Raw genomic sequence first — 19,259 nt, 5'->3', positions numbered from 1 at the left:
CGGGAAGGATTGCCTGGGATATAGATCGGTTCATGAAGGCATGAAAGAACTTGTTATTTGCTGGATTTAATACAGCGTTTTACTCTATAAAACAGTAACGGCCTTCGACTTAAAACCAAAGAGGTTTATTTTGAAACAACCCGATATGCGAGGAGAGAAAAAGGGTGATACTTAAACCCATCAAAACCCTAAAAGTTTATGAACAGATTGTTGATCAGATCAGCCAACAAATTGCCCAAAGTCATCTAAAACCCGGAGATCGCCTGCCTTCAGAAAGGGAATTAGTAGAGCGGTTTAAGGTAAGCCGTGCCTCGATAAGAGAAGCTCTTAGTGCTCTTGTAATGATGGGACTGGTAGAAGTTCGTTCCGGAGAAGGAACATATATCAGGCGGGTAAATGCAGAATCCGTAGTAACCCCTTTAGCCTGGATGTTGGTGATCGAAAAGAATACAGATTTGGAACTTTATGAGTCACGAAAAATTATAGAGGTACAGACTGCCGGTTTGGCGGCAGAGAGAGCAAATATAGATGATTTGAACGACATGTCCGAAGCGCTGGAAATTATGAGAAAAGATTTAAAATTGCATCAATTGGGTGAAGAAGCAGATCATAACTTTCATTATGCAATTGCCAAATCAGCCCATAATAAAATTCTCTTTCGTTTGATGACTACTCTTTCAGATACTCTTCGAAAGAGCCTAAAAAGCAATCGAAGTAAGCTTTTCGAACATGAAGATTCTCCACAGAAGTTATTTAATGAGCATTTTAACATATATGAGGCTATAAAGAATCGGGACGTTGAAAGTGCTCAAAAAATGATGTTGGATCATCTAGTAGGGGTAGAGAACAATCTTAGAAAATACATAGTTAATGACAGTAAATAAGGAGTCAGATCATTAAAAATCCTTAAGCTGAAATTTAACAATAACAAAAGTGATTCCTGGTAAATTTACAATACTTAGGAATTTAAGTAGGTCTATGGGTAATTTGTAAGGAGGAATGCTTGGAAAAGATTTAGTTTACTCGGACTTGTTATTCTCATTAAGGACGTCATATTTTGGAAGGAGGATTTATCATTGACCTATCTACAGAATTATAACCCGACAGGTAACTTTTGGTTCTCTGTATTCTTAGCAGCTGTACCTATTCTGACTTTACTCTACTTTTTAGCCCTCCACCCTCATAAAGCTAAAAACGGTGAAAGAATCTTAGGAATTTATGCCCCCTATGCAGCTGCTATTGCAGTTGTTGTTACTTTTTTCATATGCGTTTTTGTTATGAAGATGCCTGCAGCTTCAACTGCCGCGGCCTTTGGGTATGGTGTGATAAGCGGATTGTTTCCTATTGGCTGGATTGTTTTCGGGGCAATTTTCTTATACACAATGACAGTTGTTACCGGTAGGTTCGAAATAGTTAAAGACTCAATTGCCGGAATTACACCGGATCGTCGTTTACAGGCCTTGCTCGTTTCCTTTAGCTTCGGTGCCTTTATCGAAGGGGCTTCGGGTTTTGGTACTCCCGTAGCAGTGGCTGGTGCTATCATGGTTGGTTTAGGTTTCCGTCCCTTGACAGCTGCAGTTGTCTGCTTGATTGCCAATACAGCGCCGGTTGCGTGGGGAGCTATCGGAACACCCGTACTCACTCTTGCAAAAGTCACTGGTATCCCGGACGGCATGATTACTATGATGGCAGGCAGACAATTACCGTTTTTCTCAATCCTCATTCCCTTCTGGTTAGTCGCAACACTGGTAATAATGGAAAAAGGCAAACTTAAGGAAGTCTTTGAAGTATGGCCTGCAATTCTCGTTACAGGAGCTTCCTTTGCTGTCACCCAGTTCCTGATGGCTGAGGCTCAAATGACGATGCTTGTAGATATCGGTTCTGGAATTATGAGTATTATTATTACCTCAATCTTCTTGAAAATTTGGAAACCAAAAAATGTTATTACCAACGAAATGGCTTATGCAAAATTAGAGGGCAGAGATCCCGGCAAACCTAAAGTTATACCAAAACATCCTCTTCCAGTTCTTCTTCAAGCTTGGATGCCTTGGATTTTCTTAGCGATCTTTGTAGCAATGTGGGGTGTCCCCGATATCAAGGCTTGGCTGACATCTCTCTTTAATCCTAGTTTTAACATTCCCTATCTTCATGGTTTAGTGTTCAAAACAGCACCGGTAACTGCTGGAGCTGTGGCTAAAACCGGAGAAGCAGCGGTATTTAGCTTCAATATATTTACTATGGCAGGAACAGGGATTCTCATTGCAGCCTTCATTACCGGAATCTTATTTCTCAGGGTCACAGCAGCTCAGTGGAAAGAAATTCTTGTTACGACAATTGTCCGTTTGAAAATTCCTCTTTCTGTTATCTCTTTAGTTATTGGCTTAAGTTACATGACAAAATATGCAGGAACTGACGTTATCCTTGCTTTAGCCTTTGCGAAAACAGGGACATTCTATCCCTTCTTTGCAGTTATGATTGGATGGCTGGGGGTTTTCCTTACCGGTAGTGACACAGCGTCAAACTCGCTCTTCGGTAACCTTCAGTTAGTAACCGCTCAGCAGTTGCATCTTGATCCCCTCCTCATGGTTACTGCTAACAGTACAGGTGGAGTTATGGGTAAAATGATCGATGCTCAGAGTATTACGGTTGCCACGGCTGCTTGCTATGCTGACGCTGACGAGGGGGTCAGAAATATCGGAGTTATTTTCCGGAAAGTATTCTGGCACAGCGTTGTGTTAGCAATGTTAATGGGTGTTTTAGTCTGGCTGCAAGCCTACGTATTCACCTGGATGATCCCAGTAATGAAATAAAAAAATCCAACAGGGCTGGCCTAATTTATTTAGGTCAGCCCTGTTAATTTAGTGTAAATAAAGTATTTGATACTACCTACCGGAATTGATGAGATTAAAGCCTTAGAAATTAGAAGACTGAAGCAAGCTTCAGTCTTCTAATTTCTAAGTTTTATAAACAAAAAATGAATATTTAAACTGAGAAACGTAAACAATTCCATAATAGTTAGAATTTCGAACACAGCAAGTCAAAACATAATGAAAGGTGGAAGTTATAAATGCAATGGACACAAAACTATTCGGCGCTAGGAGGTAGTATTGGACTTACCGCATTAGTGGTATCTTTGCCTATATTCTATTTACTATGGGCCTTAGCGGTAAAACGCATGAAAGGGCATATAGCTGGAGTAACCACGCTGATCTTTACGAATATTATTGTTATTCTAGTATACAAGATGCCACTGGGAGTTGCGCTTTCAGCAAGTGCCCTTGGAATACTAAATGGGTTATTCCCGATTGCTTGGATTATAGTAACTGCAGTGTTCTTGTATAACTTAACTGTTGAAGCAGGTCAATTCGATATTATTAAGAGTTCAATCGCTTCTTTGTCCAACGACCGTCGTCTCCAAGCACTTCTAATTGCTTTTTCCTTTGGCGCTTTTTTAGAGGGTGCTGCTGGATTTGGTACTCCTGTAGCAATTACTGGTGCGATTTTAATCGGTCTGGGCTTTGAACCCCTCTATGCGGCAGGCCTTTGCTTGATCGCCAATACCGCTCCGGTAGCCTTCGGAGGAATTGGCGCTCCGATTATTGCCGCTGGTGCAGTAACCGGTGTCAATGCAGATATAATTTCTGCTGCAGTGGGTCGTCAACTTCCCTTCCTTTCCGTTTTTATACCATTATATTTAATTATTTTAATGGCTGGCTGGAAAGGTGCTAAAGAGGTTCTGCCTGCAATTGCGGTTTCAGGTTTTACCTTTGCAATAGCCCAGTGGTGGTCTTCTAACTATCTCGGACCAATGCTACCCGATATTATTTCTTCACTGATTTCACTAATTGCTACTGCAGCACTGCTTAAAGTTTGGAAACCGAAGAACATTTGGCGTTTTCCAAATGAGAAAAGTGAGAAAATCGAACAATATAAAAAGTACTCCAGCGGTCAGATACTTAAAGCCTGGTCTCCATTTTTAGTTTTGACTGTTATGGTTGGAATTTGGGGTACAACAAGCTTCAAAAATTTTGTCACCAAACAGCTGGAATGGTTTGTTAACATTCCCCATTGGCCTGGGCTTGATGGCTTGGTTATAAAAACTACGCCAATTGTCACAAAGCCAGCAGTTTATTCAGCCTATTACAAATGGGACTTCTTTGCCGCAGCTGGAACTGCGATTTTAATCTCTTCAATTATTACAATGTTGATTCTCGGTGTTAGTCCAGCCAGGGGAGCAAAAGTAGCACGGTCAACTTTAAAAACTCTAATCTATCCGACCATTACAGTAAGCTCTGTACTTGGCTTTGCCTACATTGCTAACTATTCAGGATTATCTTATACACTTGGGATTCTTTTTGCGGGAACGGGTCATTTGTTTCCCTTCTTCGCTCCAGTTCTCGGTTGGCTCGGCGTATTCTTGACAGGGTCAGACACTTCGGCAAACGCCTTGTTCGGACAACTTCAAAATGTCACGGCTCAACAGGTTGGAGTAAACCCTGTTCTGACTATTGCCGCTAATAGTTCAGGCGGAGTTGTAGGAAAGATGATATCTCCACAATCTATAGCAGTAGCGACGGCCGCTACTGGTTTAGTGGGTAAAGAATCCGATCTATTCAGGTTTACATTCAAGCATTCAATCTTTCTCTTACTGCTAATTTGCATTATGACCTATCTACAGGCGTATGTCGTACCGGGAATGATTCCAATTATTCAATAAAAGCAAATAAATGTAAAAAATGAATAAATAAACCTAAAGTGGGGAAAGGATATTTTTAACCTTTCCCCTTTATTTGAAATAAAATGCGTTTTACATATTGAAATACATTAACAATTGAATTAATATATGGTTAGGTGGTCTGACTATCAGACGAAATTTATAGTTTAAAAATACTATAGGGGGTAGATGAATGCTAGCTCGTGAAGTTATAGAAGATCTAATTAAAGTATTGGGTAAGGAAAACGTCCTCACGGAGCAGGAAGACTTACTGACCTATGCTTATGATGCGACGGCTGCGATGAAACATCATAAGCCGGGTGTCGTGGTTTCACCCCTTAATGTCGAGCAAGTTGCAGAAGTTGTAAAGATAGCTAATCGCTATAAGATTCCGGTCTATCCACGTGGTTCGGGCACGAACTTAAGTGGAGGTACTATTCCTTCTGAGGACAGTATCGTTCTATCAATGCTTAACCTGAATAAAATCCTGGAAGTGGATCACGATAATCTAACGGCAACGGTTCAGCCTGGAGTAATTATTCAAGATCTGAATAACGCTGTACAACAGTTTGGCTTAATATATCCACCAGATCCAGGGACAGTCACAACGGCTACTATGGGCGGTTCAGTTTCTGAATGCTCTGGCGGATTGCGAGGACTCAAGTATGGTGTTACTAAGCATTATATTATGGGTTTGCAAGTAGTCTTAGCGAACGGGGAAGTCATTCGCTGGGGTGGAAAAACAGTTAAAAACGTTACTGGCTATGATTTAGTAGCTCTCTTTACCGGTGCAGAAGGAACCTTAGGAATAATCACCGAAATTCTCGTGAAGTTAATCCCTGCACCCGAGGCTCGTAAGAGTATTATGGCTGTTTTTGATGATGTTGACAAGGCTGGAAAAGCTATAGCGTCGATTATCAGAAATAAGATTATTCCTGCTACACTTGAGATTATGGATAAGGTTACGATCCAAACCGTTGAACATTTTGTTCACGCTGGACTTCCTTTAAATGCTGAAGCAGTTTTGCTAATTGAAGTAGACGGGTATAAAGAAGTTGTTGAACGGGAAGCCGTTTTGGTCGAGCAGATTTTAAAAGAAGAACAGGCTGCCGATGTCAAAATTGCTAAGGATGATAAAGAGCGGGATCTATTATGGTTGGCACGTCGAAGTGCGCTTCCAGCGCTAGCTCAAAAAAGGCCGACCACGGTTCTGGAAGATGCTACCGTTCCCAGAAGTAAAATTCCCGATATGATCAAAGCAATTCGTAAAATCGCTGACAAGCATAAGCTCAACATTGCTACCTTCGGTCATGCCGGAGATGGCAACCTACATCCAACGATATTAACGGATGAGAGAGATCTCGACGAAATGAAGCGTGTTCACCTAGCCGTGGATGAGATATTCCAAACTGCGATTTCTTTAGGCGGAACTCTTTCCGGGGAACACGGAATTGGAGTTGCTAAAATGAAATACCTGGATTGGGAATTTGGCGAAGCCGGTGTTGCATTACTGCGAAGTATGAAAGAAGCCCTGGATCCCAACTATGTGTTGAACCCTGGGAAAATAGTGAGGAGGGACTAATCGTGTCCGTATATAATTCTCTGGATTCGATTACCGAAGAACTCCATAAATGCATGAAATGCGGAAACTGTATGGCAGTTTGTCCTATTTACAAGGAAACTCGCCAAGAAGTTGCAGTGGCAAGAGGAAAGATCAGCTTAGTCGAATTCCTCCTTTCAGGAGAAGCTGAAATGACTCAAGGGCTGGCAGAGCGTTTTTCTCTGTGTACAACCTGTATGGCCTGTAATAATAACTGTCCCTGTGGAGTTAGATTTGACAAAATTATTTTAGCTGCTCGGGCTGAAGCTGTTCGTAAAAAGGGTCTGCACCCTGTCAAAAAGATTGCCTTTACGGCGCTTAAGATGCAGCGGATGTTTGATTTTGGAATGAAAACAGGCAGTATGTTTCAAGGTGTGGCCTTAAAACACGTACCTCATAAAAGTGATCGTATTGCCAGAATGCGTTTTGATATTGGGATTGGCACGGATAAAGTATTCCCCATGTTAGCCAGTAAGACACTGCGTTCGGAGTTTCCGGAAGTTGTTAAAGTCGAAAAACCGAAGATGAGAGTGGCCTTTTTTACCGGATGTATGATTAATTACTTCTACACTGATATTGGGAAAGCGGTTGTAGAGGTTCTTAAAGAAAATGATATCGAAGTTGTAATTCCTAAGGGGCAGGGATGCTGTGGAATTCCCGCCTCAGTAAATGGAGATGTTGCCTCGGCCAGTGCTTTAGCAAAAAGGAATTTAAGAGCATTTGAGAAGCTGGGCGCGGATGCTTTGGTTGTGGCATGTTCGTCCGGAGGAACTGCTTGGAAGCATGTCTTTGGTGAACTTTTAGACAATGATCCGCAGTTTAAGGCCTTAGCCGATAAATGGGCTGGCAAGTCCTACGATATTTCCGAATTCCTGATTCACAAAGTACCTTTCAAAAAAGAAGGTTTAGGACGAGTAAATCGTAAAGTGACTTATCATGATCCCTGTCACTTGAATCGTGGACAAGGGATTAATAAGGAGCCGCGAGAAATCTTAAAGAGTATTCCGGGTGTGGAATTGATTGAAATGAAAGAACCAGGGCGTTGTTGCGGGATGGCTGGATCTTTCAGCCTTGTGCACCCTGATCTCTCTGTACAGATCTCTGATCGTAAGACAGCGGATATTGAGTTAACCCACACTGATACAGTGGCAACAGGTTGTCCAGCATGTAGGTTACAGCTAAAAAGCGGAGTGGAAAATGCCGGAATAAATGAAGAAGTTGTGCATACTGTCCAAATTTTGGCGGAATCATACCGAGCTGGCAAAAAGAAGTAAATCAGGGTGTTGAAAACATGGGAACACTTTAAGAATAAAGTGTTCCCATGTTTCATATAGTGGATAGCTATGGTAAACTAAGTACATGGTTTTACAACCAATGTGCGAGGAGTGAAAAAAGGGTGATTCTAAAACCCATTAGAACCCGAAAGATCTACGAACAGATTGTTGATCAGATCGGTCAACTCATTGCCGAGGGCCAACTAAAGCCTGGTGACCGGTTACCCTCAGAGCGGGAATTAGTTGAACGGTTTCAGGTAAGTCGTGCGTCTATTCGGGAAGCGATCAGTGCCCTAGAGATGATGGGCTTAATAGAAGTGCGTTCCGGCGAGGGAACTTATATTAGGCAGGTAAATATTGAATCTGTAGTAACCCCTTTGGCCTGGATGCTTTTTATAGAAAAAGACACTGACCTGGAACTTTATGAGGCAAGAAAGATTTTAGAAGTTCAGGCTGCCGGATTAGCGGCTGCGAGAGCGGATGAAGATGAAATACATGAAATGTTTGAAGCGTTAGAAATTATGCGGAAGGATCTCGAATTACATCATCTAGGTGAAGAGGCTGATCATTACTTTCATTATGCAATTGCTAGAGCGACCCATAATAAAATCCTCTTTCGCTTAATGAATACCCTTTCAGATACAATGAAAAAGGCCCTTAAAACCAGCCGCAGTAAGCTTTATGAACACGCAGACACCCCTGAAAAGTTGTTTAATGAGCATTTGTTAATTTACGAGGCTATTAAGAATCATGATTCTGAAAAAGCTAAAAAGCGGATGTTGGATCATCTAGTTGGGGTAGAGAACCATCTTGCTAAGTATATGATTGAGGATTAAGAATTAAAGAGGCAGAAACAAAACAACAGTTTCTAGCCTCTTTTGACACTGCTAGCCAGAGCAACAGGGATAATAAGAATGAGAGAGTTAGCCTACGGTAATCCTAATTATGTAAAGATGAATTAAGAAAGCAAGCAAGAAAGAATTGTGATGGACAAGAAGTAATTAATAGTGAGGATACAACTATGACATGTCAAATGGTTTATCACAACGGTAATTGTCTTAACACGAAAAGACCCTTTGCTCGTTCCTGTAAGCTCTGTATTGAGAGTTGTCCCCATCAAGCCATCTCAAACTATCGTGAACTTGATCCTAAGAGTTGTACAGAATGCGGAGTCTGCATGGCTGTCTGCCCAAGTGGCGGCTTTGTCGATCATTCCATCGATAAATTCTATCAATACCTCCAAGAGGCTGAAGAAATTGTTCTGAATTGTCCCAAAGCAGTCCCTGGTGGCTTTGAGATACCTTGCTTGGGAATGCTGGATAGAGATAGCTGGATGACCCTAATGTTGTTGGCTAAGGAAAAATCAGCAACAATTAGCACAGGTTCCTGTGCAGACTGTCCTGATCGCCAGGCCTGTGCAATTAGTGTTGAGGCCTTTAATGGGGTGCATGCGGACTGGCCCACACATCCTGTGATTCATATTAAGGTTCGACCAGATCAAGGGTCTCATGAGGGGCATGAGGCTACTATTAATAAGGCGCCAAGGCCTGGCATTCAAAAGGACTCTTCCTTGGGATGGCGGCAGAAAAGTCGAGAAAAGATCGAGGAATGGCTGCCTAGCCTGACGGCAGATGAGACTTATCATATTCCAAAATCTCGTCAGTGGATGATTGAAACCTTCGGGGCTTCCACAGAAGAGAAGATTCCCTTTCAGGCTATTTCAATTGCTGATTCCTGTACAAGCTGTGGAGTTTGTGCAGCGATATGTCCTCAGGGAGCCTTACAGAAGCGAGAAGAAATGAACTCAGATTCTAACGGGGAAGACGATTTGACTAAAGAGGATAAGATCACCTCCCTGCGGCTGATTTTTGAACCTATGAAGTGTGTTCAATGCCATCGTTGTATGGAGACCTGTCGCTCTCAAGCCTTAACGTTTAATTATCAACCATTGTCTCATCGATTAATTACTGGCAAAATACTAGTCCACGAAGGCAGCCCCAAGTATTGCACACGATGCGGTAAACGCATTTTCGATAATGGGGACTTGTGTTTAGTTTGTGCTACTAGTGGCCCTGAAGGTGGAGGGTTCTTTACTCGCTAATTTAAGTTTAAAGCAACAGCCTAGGGGGATAATACTAAGCATGGTGCCCGCCGCATCCACAGTGGGCGCTATGCTCGTGTGCTTTTTTCTTGCTTTCACGTAAGATTTGATCCGTCATATGAGTTACATGAGATATTGGTTGCTGTTGAACCTCTTTAGCCAAGCTGATAACTTCCTGGATCTCTTCTTTGGTTAAACCGATATTTAATCCTTCGGTTATTGATAGGCGAAGTGCTGCCAGGGCATTGCAAGCAACTGCCGCAGAAATTTGCGAAATAATTGTTGTGCGTTGATCAAGACTCATAATGAATTCCTCCCAAATGATTATTAGTATTAGCTTTTCTCAATCTTAGCACATAATAGTTTATGGGGCAAAATGCACGTTACATATCAAATGCTAATTAGTATCCTGGGTCAGAGAAAGGAATTAATAATGAACGAGTATCAAGTTATTGTAGTCGGCGGTGGCGCTGCCGGTATGATGGCTGCCGGACAAGCAGCCAGCGAAGGCGCAAGAGTTCTGCTTTTAGAAAAGAAGGAACGTTTAGGGCGAAAAATTGCGATTTCAGGTAAAGGACGCTGCAATATAACCAATGTTGAAAATGTGTCCGATTTTATAAGCCATTATCCTGGAAATGGCCGCTTTTTGCATGGCATTTTGAGAGATTTTGATAATGTGGCCTTGAGAGAGTTTCTTGCTAATTATGGCGTTGAGACAAAGGTTGAGCGAGGAGGAAGAGTTTTTCCGGTCTCGGATGACGCGGAAAAGATTGTTGAAGCATTTATTATCTTTCTCAAGAAAATGGGGGTTATTATTAAATCAGGTATTAGTGTGGAAGAAGTTCTGGTTGAAGATGGGCATGTGGTTGGAGTAACAGGAAATGGAGAAAAGTACTCAGCTCCCCATGTGGTTATTTGTACGGGTGGGACTTCCTATCCGGCAACCGGTTCAAATGGGGATGGATTCCGATTTGCTCGAAAACTTGGACATTCAGTTATTCCCCCCAGACCAGCGTTAGTTCCACTTAAAGCTGCAGAAGGCTGGGTTAAAGAACTGCAAGGTCTTGCTCTGCGCAATGTGGAAGCATCGCTATTGATCGGAGGAAAGAAAGAGCATTCGGAATTTGGGGAAATGCTGTTCACTCATTTTGGTGTGTCAGGTCCTATTATTTTGACGCTGAGCCGACAAGCGGGAGATGCACTTCGTGAGGGGAAGAAAGTCCAATTAAAAATAAATCTTAAACCAGCCTTAACAAATGAACAATTAGATCTTCGAGTTCAGCGGGATTTTCAAAAGTATAGCAATAAACAGTGTAAAAATGCCCTGGATGATCTGATGCCTCAAAGCTTAATTCCTGTCTTAATCCGCCTGAGTGGGATAGACCCGGATGGGGTAGTTCATCAAATTAGTCGGGACGAACGCAAGGCTTTGGTTAAATTGTTACAGGAATTAACCATCACTATTACAGACACCCTTTCTATGGAAACCGCTATCGTAACTGCCGGGGGAGTTAATGTCAAAGAAATCAATCCAAAAACAATGGCTTCGAAATGTGTTCAAGGACTCTTTTGGGCCGGTGAAGTTGTGGATGTTGACGGAATAACAGGTGGCTATAACCTTCAGGCTGCTTTTGCCATGGGCTATAGAGCGGGCCGGGCGGCAGGAAATGTTATAGGATAGTTCGTGGATATTAGAGGTCTGATTAATTAGCTTCCTGCATAAACTCTTTTCGAGGTGATATACGTGCGTCGAAGAGGAAGTTTAATTGAGTTGATATGGAATATGATCCAGCGAGGAGAACGACGGATAATTAGGGTTATGGTTTTAGCATCTGTTTTGCTTTTAGTAATGCAATTAAGCGCTGTAAGGGATCCCCTTGAATTCTACGTTTCTGTAGCGTCCAAGGTAGAAGCGCCTCCTTTAGAACTGCCGGCACTTGCTAATGCAGATCTTCAACAGTCGGCAAAAACCTGGATGATTACCTTAAAGGCGACTCCTGCTGCTCCGATTAGGGTGGTTCAAAATGGAACAGTTATCGCAAATTTAGCCAAAGGAGAACAGCAAATTGCCATTCAATCCAGTCAAATTCAACTTGACGGAATAGGTATTAATCAGACCGTAAAGGTACAGGTTATAAAAAAAGATAATCTTTTGCTTGAGCCGCGTCAAAATCAGATTTTCATAGTCCAAGGCAATATTCAGAACATGATCATCAAGCAGTAGTGTTGCAAAGCACTCTTGGTGGTACTATAATTATTGGTAATAATTGTTTGAGTTTTTCTCATAGATTAAAGATGAGAAAAGGAGGGTAGTATGGTAGGATGGTATGGGCATAATATTATAATTGAAGAATGGTGGGATGGTTTTTACAAAAATCAAAGGCACTGAGAAGTGTCTTTTTCTACCATTATGGTTGATTAATTTTAGTTTTGGAGAGGAAGGGCGCTTAATGACACAAAGCAAAAAAATCGCACTTGCTGCGTTGAAAATGGCTATGAGCGAAAGTCGAGAAGAAGAAACCCATTTGAAAGAGTCTTATCTCAAAATGGGGGTTAAAACAGCTGCTGTTGATTATGGTGGCGAGTATATCGCTTCTGTTCGCAAGATTGTAGAACGTGCTATTGTAGCGGCCAAACGCGAAGGGGCAATCCAAGAGACTCATGGGGACGAGGGAGCTGTTGCTGGGGCCACGCGCGAAGCCTTAAGTCAAATAATGAACAAGGCTATGGGTTTGAATATTGGTGGAAAAATTGGTATTGCTCGTCAAAATGATCATTTGAGTGTGGCAGTTTTTTTTGGAATCGGGCTCTTGCATTTAGATGAGGTGGCTGTTGGTCTGGGACATCGAGTTGCTCCCAAGGAATAAGGGGGGATGAACGATGGTGCGAGGTATAAGGGGTGCGACCACGGTCGAGCACAATGATGCTGCAGAGATCAGAGAAGCAACCCAGGAATTATTGCAAATGATTCTCTATGAGAATTCACTTTGTACAGAGGATTTGGTTAGCGCTATATTCACGGTAACCTCAGATTTAGATGCTGATTTTCCGGCATCAAGTGCCAGGGCAATTGGCTGGCAGCTAGTACCGCTGCTATGCTCCACAGAAATTCCGGTTCCCGGTGCACTTCCCTATTGTATTCGCGTTCTGCTGCACGTTAATACTGAACGCAGTCAAAAGGAGATTCGCCACATTTTTTTGCGAAATGCGGTCAAATTACGTAAAGATCTTCTAGAGGGTGATCTCGAAAAAGATTAAAACACCAAGCTATATTAGGAAGAAGGAGAGCGCGATGAAGCTAATCGCTCGACGGAAGGAAGAACAACAAGAAACCACTACGGTTCGAGTGGGGGATGTTATCATCGGGGGCCCTCAGCTGGTCGTCATTGCCGGTCCCTGTGCCATTGAAAGTTATGACCAGCTGCTCAGTACAGCACTGGAGGTTCAACGTCTTGGTGCTACGATGTTAAGAGGCGGTGCTTACAAACCAAGAACTTCTCCGTATTCCTTTCGAGGTAAAGGTGTGGGAGGCTTGGAAATGTTAGCCCAAATCAAAGCATTAACCGGTCTGCCGGTAGTGACAGAAGTAATGGATGCTCGAGATATTGAACGAGTTGGGCTAGTCGCTGATATGTTTCAGATTGGTTCTCGTAATATGCAAAACTATACTCTCTTAACTGAGATAGGGAAAACCAAGCATCCCGTCTTTCTTAAAAGGGGTTTAGCTTCTACTTTGGAAGAATGGATTTATGCTGCAGAGTATATCATGGCAGAGGGCAACGATCAGGTAGTATTATGTGAACGAGGAATTCGAACCTTTGAAACCTATACCCGTAACACAGTGGACATTACAGCTATACCTGCGTTAAAGGAACTAACTCATCTGCCTGTTTTTTTAGACCCGAGTCATGGTACGGGAAAATGGTCATTGGTTAACCCTGTTGGCTTGGCTGGAGTTGCTGCTGGTGCAGATGGATTAATGATCGAAGTGCATCCTCAACCAGAGCTTGCATTAAGTGATGGAGATCAGTCGCTGAATTTCAAACATTTTGCTGAATTCATGGATAGACTCAGACCGGTTGCGAAGGCTGTAGGACGAGAAGTATTATAGCTCAAATTCCTTCAACATCTTTAAACATGGAAGAGACCCGATCGCTGGCAAGTGGGCAATCGGGTCTCTTCCATGTTTAAAGATTAATCGCAAAATTTATAACCTACTCCCCATACAGTGAGAAGATACTCCGGATGGGCAGGGTCAAGCTCGATTTTCTCTCGAATTTTCCTAACAAAAACTGTGATGGTTCCTGGATTTCCTAAATACTTTTCTCCCCACAGATTATCAAAAAGCTGCTCTCGCGTAAACACTTGGCCGGGATGTTCCGCCATAAACCATAGGAGTTCAAATTCTTTGGAGGTAAAGTCAACTTTTTCCCCCCGTACTTGCACCTCAAAACTCTTATTGTTAATTTCTAAATCCTTAATCACAATACTATCTTCTTTTATGGAGGAGCCGGCGGACTTCTCTTTTAAAGAGGCTCTGCGAAAGATAGCCTTTATGCGTAAAGTCAGCTCAATGGGACTAAAGGGTTTAGTAATATAGTCATCAGCCCCCATGTTGAACCCCACACTCTTATCGACAATATCCCCTTTGGCCGAAAGCAAGATGATTGGAACATTACTGATTTGACGAATTCTTCGACAAACTTCGAAGCCATCAATTTCGGGAAGCATGACATCAAGAATAATCAGATCCGGTTTTTTGAGGGCAAACATTTGCAAAGCTTTTTCTCCGTCGGCAGCATAAGAAAAGTCATACCCCTCTTTTTGAACAAGATGCTCTACTATGGTATGAATTCTTTCATCGTCATCCACCAACATCACTTTTAAACGCTCCAGCATTTTCACCCTCTTTTTCACTTTATTCAATATCCCAGACAGGAAGACCGACAATAAAAGTACTACCTCCGCCAGATCTACTTTCTACCTTAATCCAGCCTTGATGGAGTTCTACTAATTCTTTGGCTAAAGCAAGCCCCAAGCCGGTTCCTCCGTATTTTCGCGAAGAAGAACTATCGGCCTGGGTAAACTTTTCAAAAATATAGGCTTGATATTCTTCTCTAATTCCTATGCCATTGTCGGTCACTCTAATAATGATTTCTTTACTTAGATCATCCAATTGAACTTGAATTCCAACCCTGCCCCCTTTTTCTGTGAACTTGACAGCATTTCCAGCCAGATTTTCCACAACTCTGCGTATCTTCTCCGGATCGGCTTTAGTTAAGGGTACATCGGGAGCGACTTGAACCTGAAATGCCAATTCTTTGCTTTGGGCTAAAGGGGCAATGACACTCTCCACAGAAGCTACTATGTCGGTCATATCTAGCACTTCTAACACGAGCTGATCTTTACCTGCTTCAATTTTGGCCAGATCCAGAATGTTATTGATCAGCCTTAGCAGGATTTGGCTGTTCTGGAGTACTTCCTTCAGATAGTATTGCTGTTTTGTATCTTTTGGAGGAATTCCAACAGAGATGAGTTCGGCGAAGGCCATGATCGATGTAAGAGGAGTCCTTAACTCGTGGCTCATAACAGCTAGAAATTCTGATTTATAAAGATTGCTTTCTTTTAATCTGAGATTTACCTGTTCGAGCTCCTGTTTATGCCTTTGTAAAAGTAAATTGCCTTTTTCTAATTCATCCGTTCGCTGTTCTACTTTTAGTTCCAGGTTCGTATATAAATCCTTCAGCTGTTCAATCATAGTCTGAAAATGTTTGGTCAGCCTTTTTATTTCTCCCTTGGCCTTCAGATTAGTTAGATTTACATCCCATTTGCCTGCTCCTACTTGAGCAACAGCCTGCTCCAATTCACCCAGAGAACTTGTCACCATTTTGGTTACTAAAGAATAAATACCAGTGACACACACTAAAATTAGAATGACGGAAAAGAAGCCATTGCTAAATAAACTTCTCTTAGTATTGTCCATATAGATATCCATGGGCATTGTCAGACTAAGGGCTCCGGCAAAATCCCCGATAGCCAGACCTTCCTTGGCGAATCCGGAGATGTCGAGTTCTCCTTGAGGCTGTCCGTGGCAGTTTAAGCAATTTTCGTCGATACTTAAAGGGGACATATAGCGAAAAACCATTTCTCCCTTTTCTTCTTTGATAGCAAAATATTCAGTTGTGGAGGGATTTTCCTTAAGCCTGGTCAGACCCTCAATTTCAAATTCATCTGGGGCATTTAAGACGTTCCTATATTGTAGATTGGTTGGGTTTATCCTGTATTCCGTTTCGCTGGCCAGCATCATCCCTACTCCCATAGCCACCGTGGAACAGCTTAAATGCTTGAACTCAAAGTTGCCTTTAGAATCGTAATTGATTTTATTTTGATTGATAGCTACGAATTCCATCAAAGCTTTTTGCTGCTCTGAGATAATCTGAGCTTTTTCTATTAGCTCTCGCTCAGTCTGTTTTTTCTCTTCAGAATAATCCCAGGAAAACTTAATTCCCATCACAGTAATAATTATGATAACTGTAGCCAACATGAAACGAAACGTTAAATTATCCCTTACTCCCCCGAAAAATTTGCTATTTTGCATAGCTTACCCCTCTTTGCCTTGTATTATTATCCCCTGTTCGGGTTACCTGTTACTTCAAGTAAGGGTTTAGTTGGTATTTATTGTTATAGAAAAAAGTAATTACGATTATTAAAAAGTCTATCATATTCTCGGCGTTTTGTAATTTTTTATTTTTAGGAGATTTGTCTTTAGTATCCAATTTAACTAATTAAAAAAATAATATTATATTAATAATCTATTAATATTTAACAATAAGATCATTAATATCTTTGTGTTAAGCTAGAAATTAGTACTACTTATAAAGTTTAAATGTATCTATTATTAATAAAGGGGGGCAAACTAGATCCTCATATGTGAATTTTTTAGCTTTCTACTTGGTTTATAAGGAGGTTAATTCAACAAATGGCTAATTTCATGGATAAAGTCAACAGTCTAAACCTTAGTCGAAGAAGTTTCATTAAGGCCAGCACGGCGGCAGCTGCCAGTTTATCCTTAGTGGGTTGTGGCAATACATTAAAGACCGCGGGTGTTGATAAAGCAGCAAGTCAGGAAGGTAAGTGGATAACTGCGGCTTGTTGGCACAACTGCGGCAGCAGATGCTTGAATAAAGCATTTGTAATTGATGGTGTGGTTATTCGTCAAAAAACCGATGATACCCATCCGGATACTCCGGATTTTCCCCAACAAAGAGGTTGCCTACGCGGACGTTCTCAACGGCAGCAGGTTTTTGGTGCCGATCGTTTAAAGTACCCTATGAGACGAAAGAACTGGGCACCTGGTGGTGGACAGAAAGAGCTGAGAGGTAAAGATGAATGGGTCAGGATTTCTTGGGAAGAAGCGTTAGATTCCATTGCGGGTGAAATGAAACGGATCAAAGCAGAGCATGGGAATCGAGCCTTCTTTGCTGACGGAGGTGCTGTATCTAAGACTCTATCATTGTATGGTGGTTATGTTGGCAATTGGGGCACAACCTCTCGAGGTTCTTGGCATGCTACTAATGGTCCTATTGGTTTTACTCCATCAGCAGTTGAAGGTATCAATGACCGACTAGATATGCGTAACTGCGAAACCGTGATTATGTTCAGCATGAATCCAGCTTGGAGTTCTGCGGGAAATCCCGCTTATAATTTTCTGCAAGTTAAAAAAGCAGGCGCAGAATTTATAGGAGTTGATCCCTATTTTAATGACACCTATGCTTTATTAGATGCCGATTGGATTCCTTGTCGTCCTTCTACGGATACGTCTCTGCTCTTAGGAGTAGCGCATACCTTGATTATAGAAGACAATCCCATTACGAACCCATTAATTGACTGGGAGTTCTTAAAAAATAATACCATTGGTTTTGATGCAGACAGTATGCCGGAAGGTGCTGACCCTAAAGAGAACTTTAAGGACTATATTCTCGGAACCTATGACGGAATTCCGAAAAATGCGGAATGGGCTTCGGAAATTTGTGGGGTAGAGCCTGATCGTATCCGTTATCTGGCCAGAGCAATGGAGAAAAATAAGAAAGTAGCTATTATTTTTGGCTGGGCCTCTGCGCGAACTCAAAATGCGGATAGTCTTCCTCATATGGTGATGACAATTGGGGCTATGACCGGTCATATTGGAAAATCAGGTCATATGTGTGGAGTAAGCTGCCATACCGGTTCCAGTAATGGTGGACCAGCATTGGTAAATGCCGGCAAGGACGGTTTACCAAGCGTGAAAAACCCTGTCGATGATAGTATGAATCACACAGAAATGTGGAGAGCTATACTTGATGGTAAATATAATTTTACAGGGAATATGCAATGGCTCAAAGGCGAAATGCGTGATATTGACATCCATATGATCTATCACGACCAGAATGCCAGGCTGCAAACGGCTGATGGGATGACTAAAGGAATCGAAGCTCATCGCAAGGTTGACTTAGTCGTGAGTCATGGTCAGTTTTTGACGACGAACGCCAAGTACTCAGACTTCGTTCTTCCGCTGACCACAGAATGGGAAAAACCCGGTGGATTCTTAACTGGCAACCGAGAGATTCTGATTATGTATTCTCAAATCACAGAGCCAATGTATGAATGTCACGATGATGAATGGATAGCTATTGAATTAGCCAAACGTCTGGGGGTAAATCCGGTAAAGGCATTTCCAATTGATGCGGTACAAAGATTGTTCAATCAAATAGCTGGATGTACGGTTGTTTTACCTGACGGCAAAAAGAAAGCACCGTTAGTTACCATTACCGAAGCAGATATTGCGGAATGGGGTACTAAGGGCAAACCTCAAGAAGGTCAAATTAGTTTAAAAGAATTCCAAGAAAAAGGGATTTATCAAGTGGAAAGAAAACCGGGAGACAATTATGGCTTTATTGCTTTAAAGGAATTTAGAGATGATCCGGCAGCTAATCCACGTACAACTGATAGTGGCAGACTGGAGATCTATTCAAAAGCCTTAGCAGATAGAATTAACAATATGGGATATAGCAAAATCCAACCCATTCCCACCCATACTCCACCTGTTGAAGGATATGAGGCTACCTTTAAGGATTGGAAGGGAAAAGTGAAAGGGGATTATCCCTACCAAGTAATTAATCCTCATTATTTGCGCCGTTCACATTCTGTTTTCGATAATGTTCAGTGGCTCAGAGAAACTTGGCCTAATCCTGTCTTCATTAGTGAAAAAGATGCTAAAGAATTAGGCATCAGCGATGGCAATACGGTCTTGTTGACCAGCCAGCATGGCAAGACTTTACGTACAGCTTTAGTGACCGAGCGTTTTATGCCAGGGGTCATTGGCCTACCTCATGGTTCTTGGGTAGATATGGATGAAAAAACAGGAATTGATACCGGGGGAGCGGACAATATTCTTTGTGGTCCTGTATCGACAGGTCAAGGCGTATCAGGCTGGAATAGCTGCGTGGTTAAAATGGAAAAATATTCAGACACGCCATTAATACCCGACGTTAAAAAACCTCAAAGAATTATTTTCTAGAAGGGAGAATGGGC

16 protein-coding genes are annotated in these 19,259 nt (G+C 42.0%); 13 read left to right on the top strand and 3 right to left on the bottom strand.

The genetic code is table 11. The features are described from left to right. The first annotated feature begins 164 nt into the window (after positions 1-164). The 7 genes from BLS16_RS09675 (at position 165) to BLS16_RS09645 (ending at position 9,689) form a co-directional block, all read left to right on the top strand. Positions 165-884 carry a FadR/GntR family transcriptional regulator gene (locus BLS16_RS09675; RefSeq protein WP_092332734.1) on the top strand — a complete coding sequence of 240 codons (720 nt, stop codon included), beginning with the start codon at positions 165-167 and terminating at the stop codon, positions 882-884. Positions 885-1,076: 192 nt separating this feature from the next. After that, positions 1,077-2,810 (top strand): L-lactate permease, encoded by a 1,734-nt coding sequence (locus BLS16_RS09670; RefSeq protein ID WP_092332732.1) that lies wholly within the window; start codon positions 1,077-1,079, stop codon positions 2,808-2,810. A 257-nt stretch (positions 2,811-3,067) separates the two neighbouring features. Continuing rightward, positions 3,068-4,717 (top strand): L-lactate permease, encoded by a 1,650-nt coding sequence (locus tag BLS16_RS09665; RefSeq protein ID WP_092332730.1) that lies wholly within the window; start codon positions 3,068-3,070, stop codon positions 4,715-4,717. A gap of 190 nt (positions 4,718-4,907) precedes the next feature. Next, a complete protein-coding gene (locus tag BLS16_RS09660; RefSeq protein WP_092332728.1) occupies positions 4,908-6,296 on the top strand; it encodes an FAD-binding oxidoreductase in 1,389 nt (462 codons plus the stop codon). A gap of 2 nt (positions 6,297-6,298) precedes the next feature. After that, positions 6,299-7,588, top strand: coding sequence for a (Fe-S)-binding protein (locus BLS16_RS09655; RefSeq protein WP_092332726.1), 1,290 nt, complete (start codon positions 6,299-6,301; stop codon positions 7,586-7,588). Between the two features lie 122 nt (positions 7,589-7,710). Then, entirely contained in the window at positions 7,711-8,424 is a 714-nt protein-coding gene (locus BLS16_RS09650; RefSeq protein ID WP_092332724.1) for a FadR/GntR family transcriptional regulator, read from the top strand. 185 nt (positions 8,425-8,609) lie between these two features. Beyond that, entirely contained in the window at positions 8,610-9,689 is a 1,080-nt protein-coding gene (locus BLS16_RS09645; protein ID WP_092332722.1) for a 4Fe-4S binding protein, read from the top strand. Positions 9,690-9,723: 34 nt separating this feature from the next. Here BLS16_RS09645 and BLS16_RS09640 read toward each other — a convergent pair whose 3' ends face one another. Beyond that, a complete protein-coding gene (locus BLS16_RS09640) occupies positions 9,724-9,993 on the bottom strand; it encodes a hypothetical protein (protein WP_092332720.1) in 270 nt (89 codons plus the stop codon). 129 nt (positions 9,994-10,122) lie between these two features. Here BLS16_RS09640 and BLS16_RS09635 point away from each other — a divergent pair, with 129 nt between their 5' ends. From BLS16_RS09635 to aroF, 5 genes are all read left to right on the top strand, one after another. Further along, a complete protein-coding gene (locus tag BLS16_RS09635; protein WP_092332883.1) occupies positions 10,123-11,370 on the top strand; it encodes a BaiN/RdsA family NAD(P)/FAD-dependent oxidoreductase in 1,248 nt (415 codons plus the stop codon). 102 nt (positions 11,371-11,472) lie between these two features. Further along, complete coding sequence (locus tag BLS16_RS09630; RefSeq protein ID WP_345788521.1) at positions 11,473-11,913, top strand: hypothetical protein; 441 nt, start codon at positions 11,473-11,475, stop codon at positions 11,911-11,913. A 226-nt stretch (positions 11,914-12,139) separates the two neighbouring features. Next, positions 12,140-12,556, top strand: coding sequence for a HutP family protein (locus BLS16_RS09625; RefSeq protein WP_092332881.1), 417 nt, complete (start codon positions 12,140-12,142; stop codon positions 12,554-12,556). Positions 12,557-12,569: 13 nt separating this feature from the next. Next, entirely contained in the window at positions 12,570-12,947 is a 378-nt protein-coding gene (aroH, locus tag BLS16_RS09620; protein ID WP_092332716.1) for a chorismate mutase, read from the top strand. Further along, positions 12,943-13,800 (top strand): 3-deoxy-7-phosphoheptulonate synthase, encoded by an 858-nt coding sequence (gene aroF / locus BLS16_RS09615; protein ID WP_345788524.1) that lies wholly within the window; start codon positions 12,943-12,945, stop codon positions 13,798-13,800. Before aroH ends, aroF begins: the two co-directional genes overlap by 5 nt. A gap of 83 nt (positions 13,801-13,883) precedes the next feature. Here aroF and BLS16_RS09610 read toward each other — a convergent pair whose 3' ends face one another. Then, positions 13,884-14,588 carry a response regulator transcription factor gene (locus BLS16_RS09610; RefSeq protein WP_092332712.1) on the bottom strand — a complete coding sequence of 235 codons (705 nt, stop codon included), beginning with the start codon at positions 14,586-14,588 and terminating at the stop codon, positions 13,884-13,886. Between the two features lie 19 nt (positions 14,589-14,607). Beyond that, complete coding sequence (locus BLS16_RS09605; protein WP_092332710.1) at positions 14,608-16,287, bottom strand: ATP-binding protein; 1,680 nt, start codon at positions 16,285-16,287, stop codon at positions 14,608-14,610. Between the two features lie 381 nt (positions 16,288-16,668). Between BLS16_RS09605 and BLS16_RS09600 the strand changes: the two genes are divergently transcribed. Continuing rightward, positions 16,669-19,245, top strand: a complete 2,577-nt coding sequence (locus BLS16_RS09600; protein WP_092332708.1) for a molybdopterin-dependent oxidoreductase — start codon at positions 16,669-16,671, stop codon at positions 19,243-19,245. Positions 19,246-19,259: the final 14 nt, after the last annotated feature.

Source organism: Desulfosporosinus hippei DSM 8344, from assembly GCF_900100785.1.
Lineage (GTDB): Bacteria > Bacillota > Desulfitobacteriia > Desulfitobacteriales > Desulfitobacteriaceae > Desulfosporosinus > Desulfosporosinus hippei.
Note: the sequence above shows the minus strand (reverse complement) of the source record. Positions and strands in the feature narration are given on the sequence as shown.

Bases quoted from the DNA above. Each gene is read 5' to 3' on its own strand.
- BLS16_RS09640 (WP_092332720.1), bottom strand. From the start codon at position 9,993: ATGAGTCTTGATCAACGCACAACAATTATTTCGCAAATTTCTGCGGCA.
- BLS16_RS09610 (WP_092332712.1), bottom strand. From the start codon at position 14,588: ATGCTGGAGCGTTTAAAAGTGATGTTGGTGGATGACGATGAAAGAATT.
- BLS16_RS09635 (WP_092332883.1), top strand. From the start codon at position 10,123: ATGAACGAGTATCAAGTTATTGTAGTCGGCGGTGGCGCTGCCGGTATG.
- BLS16_RS09660 (WP_092332728.1), top strand. From the start codon at position 4,908: ATGCTAGCTCGTGAAGTTATAGAAGATCTAATTAAAGTATTGGGTAAG.
- BLS16_RS09600 (WP_092332708.1), top strand. From the start codon at position 16,669: ATGGCTAATTTCATGGATAAAGTCAACAGTCTAAACCTTAGTCGAAGA.
- BLS16_RS09645 (WP_092332722.1), top strand. From the start codon at position 8,610: ATGACATGTCAAATGGTTTATCACAACGGTAATTGTCTTAACACGAAA.
- BLS16_RS09630 (WP_345788521.1), top strand. From the start codon at position 11,473: ATGATCCAGCGAGGAGAACGACGGATAATTAGGGTTATGGTTTTAGCA.
- BLS16_RS09605 (WP_092332710.1), bottom strand. From the start codon at position 16,287: ATGCAAAATAGCAAATTTTTCGGGGGAGTAAGGGATAATTTAACGTTT.
- aroH (WP_092332716.1), top strand. From the start codon at position 12,570: ATGGTGCGAGGTATAAGGGGTGCGACCACGGTCGAGCACAATGATGCT.
- BLS16_RS09665 (WP_092332730.1), top strand. From the start codon at position 3,068: ATGCAATGGACACAAAACTATTCGGCGCTAGGAGGTAGTATTGGACTT.
- BLS16_RS09625 (WP_092332881.1), top strand. From the start codon at position 12,140: ATGACACAAAGCAAAAAAATCGCACTTGCTGCGTTGAAAATGGCTATG.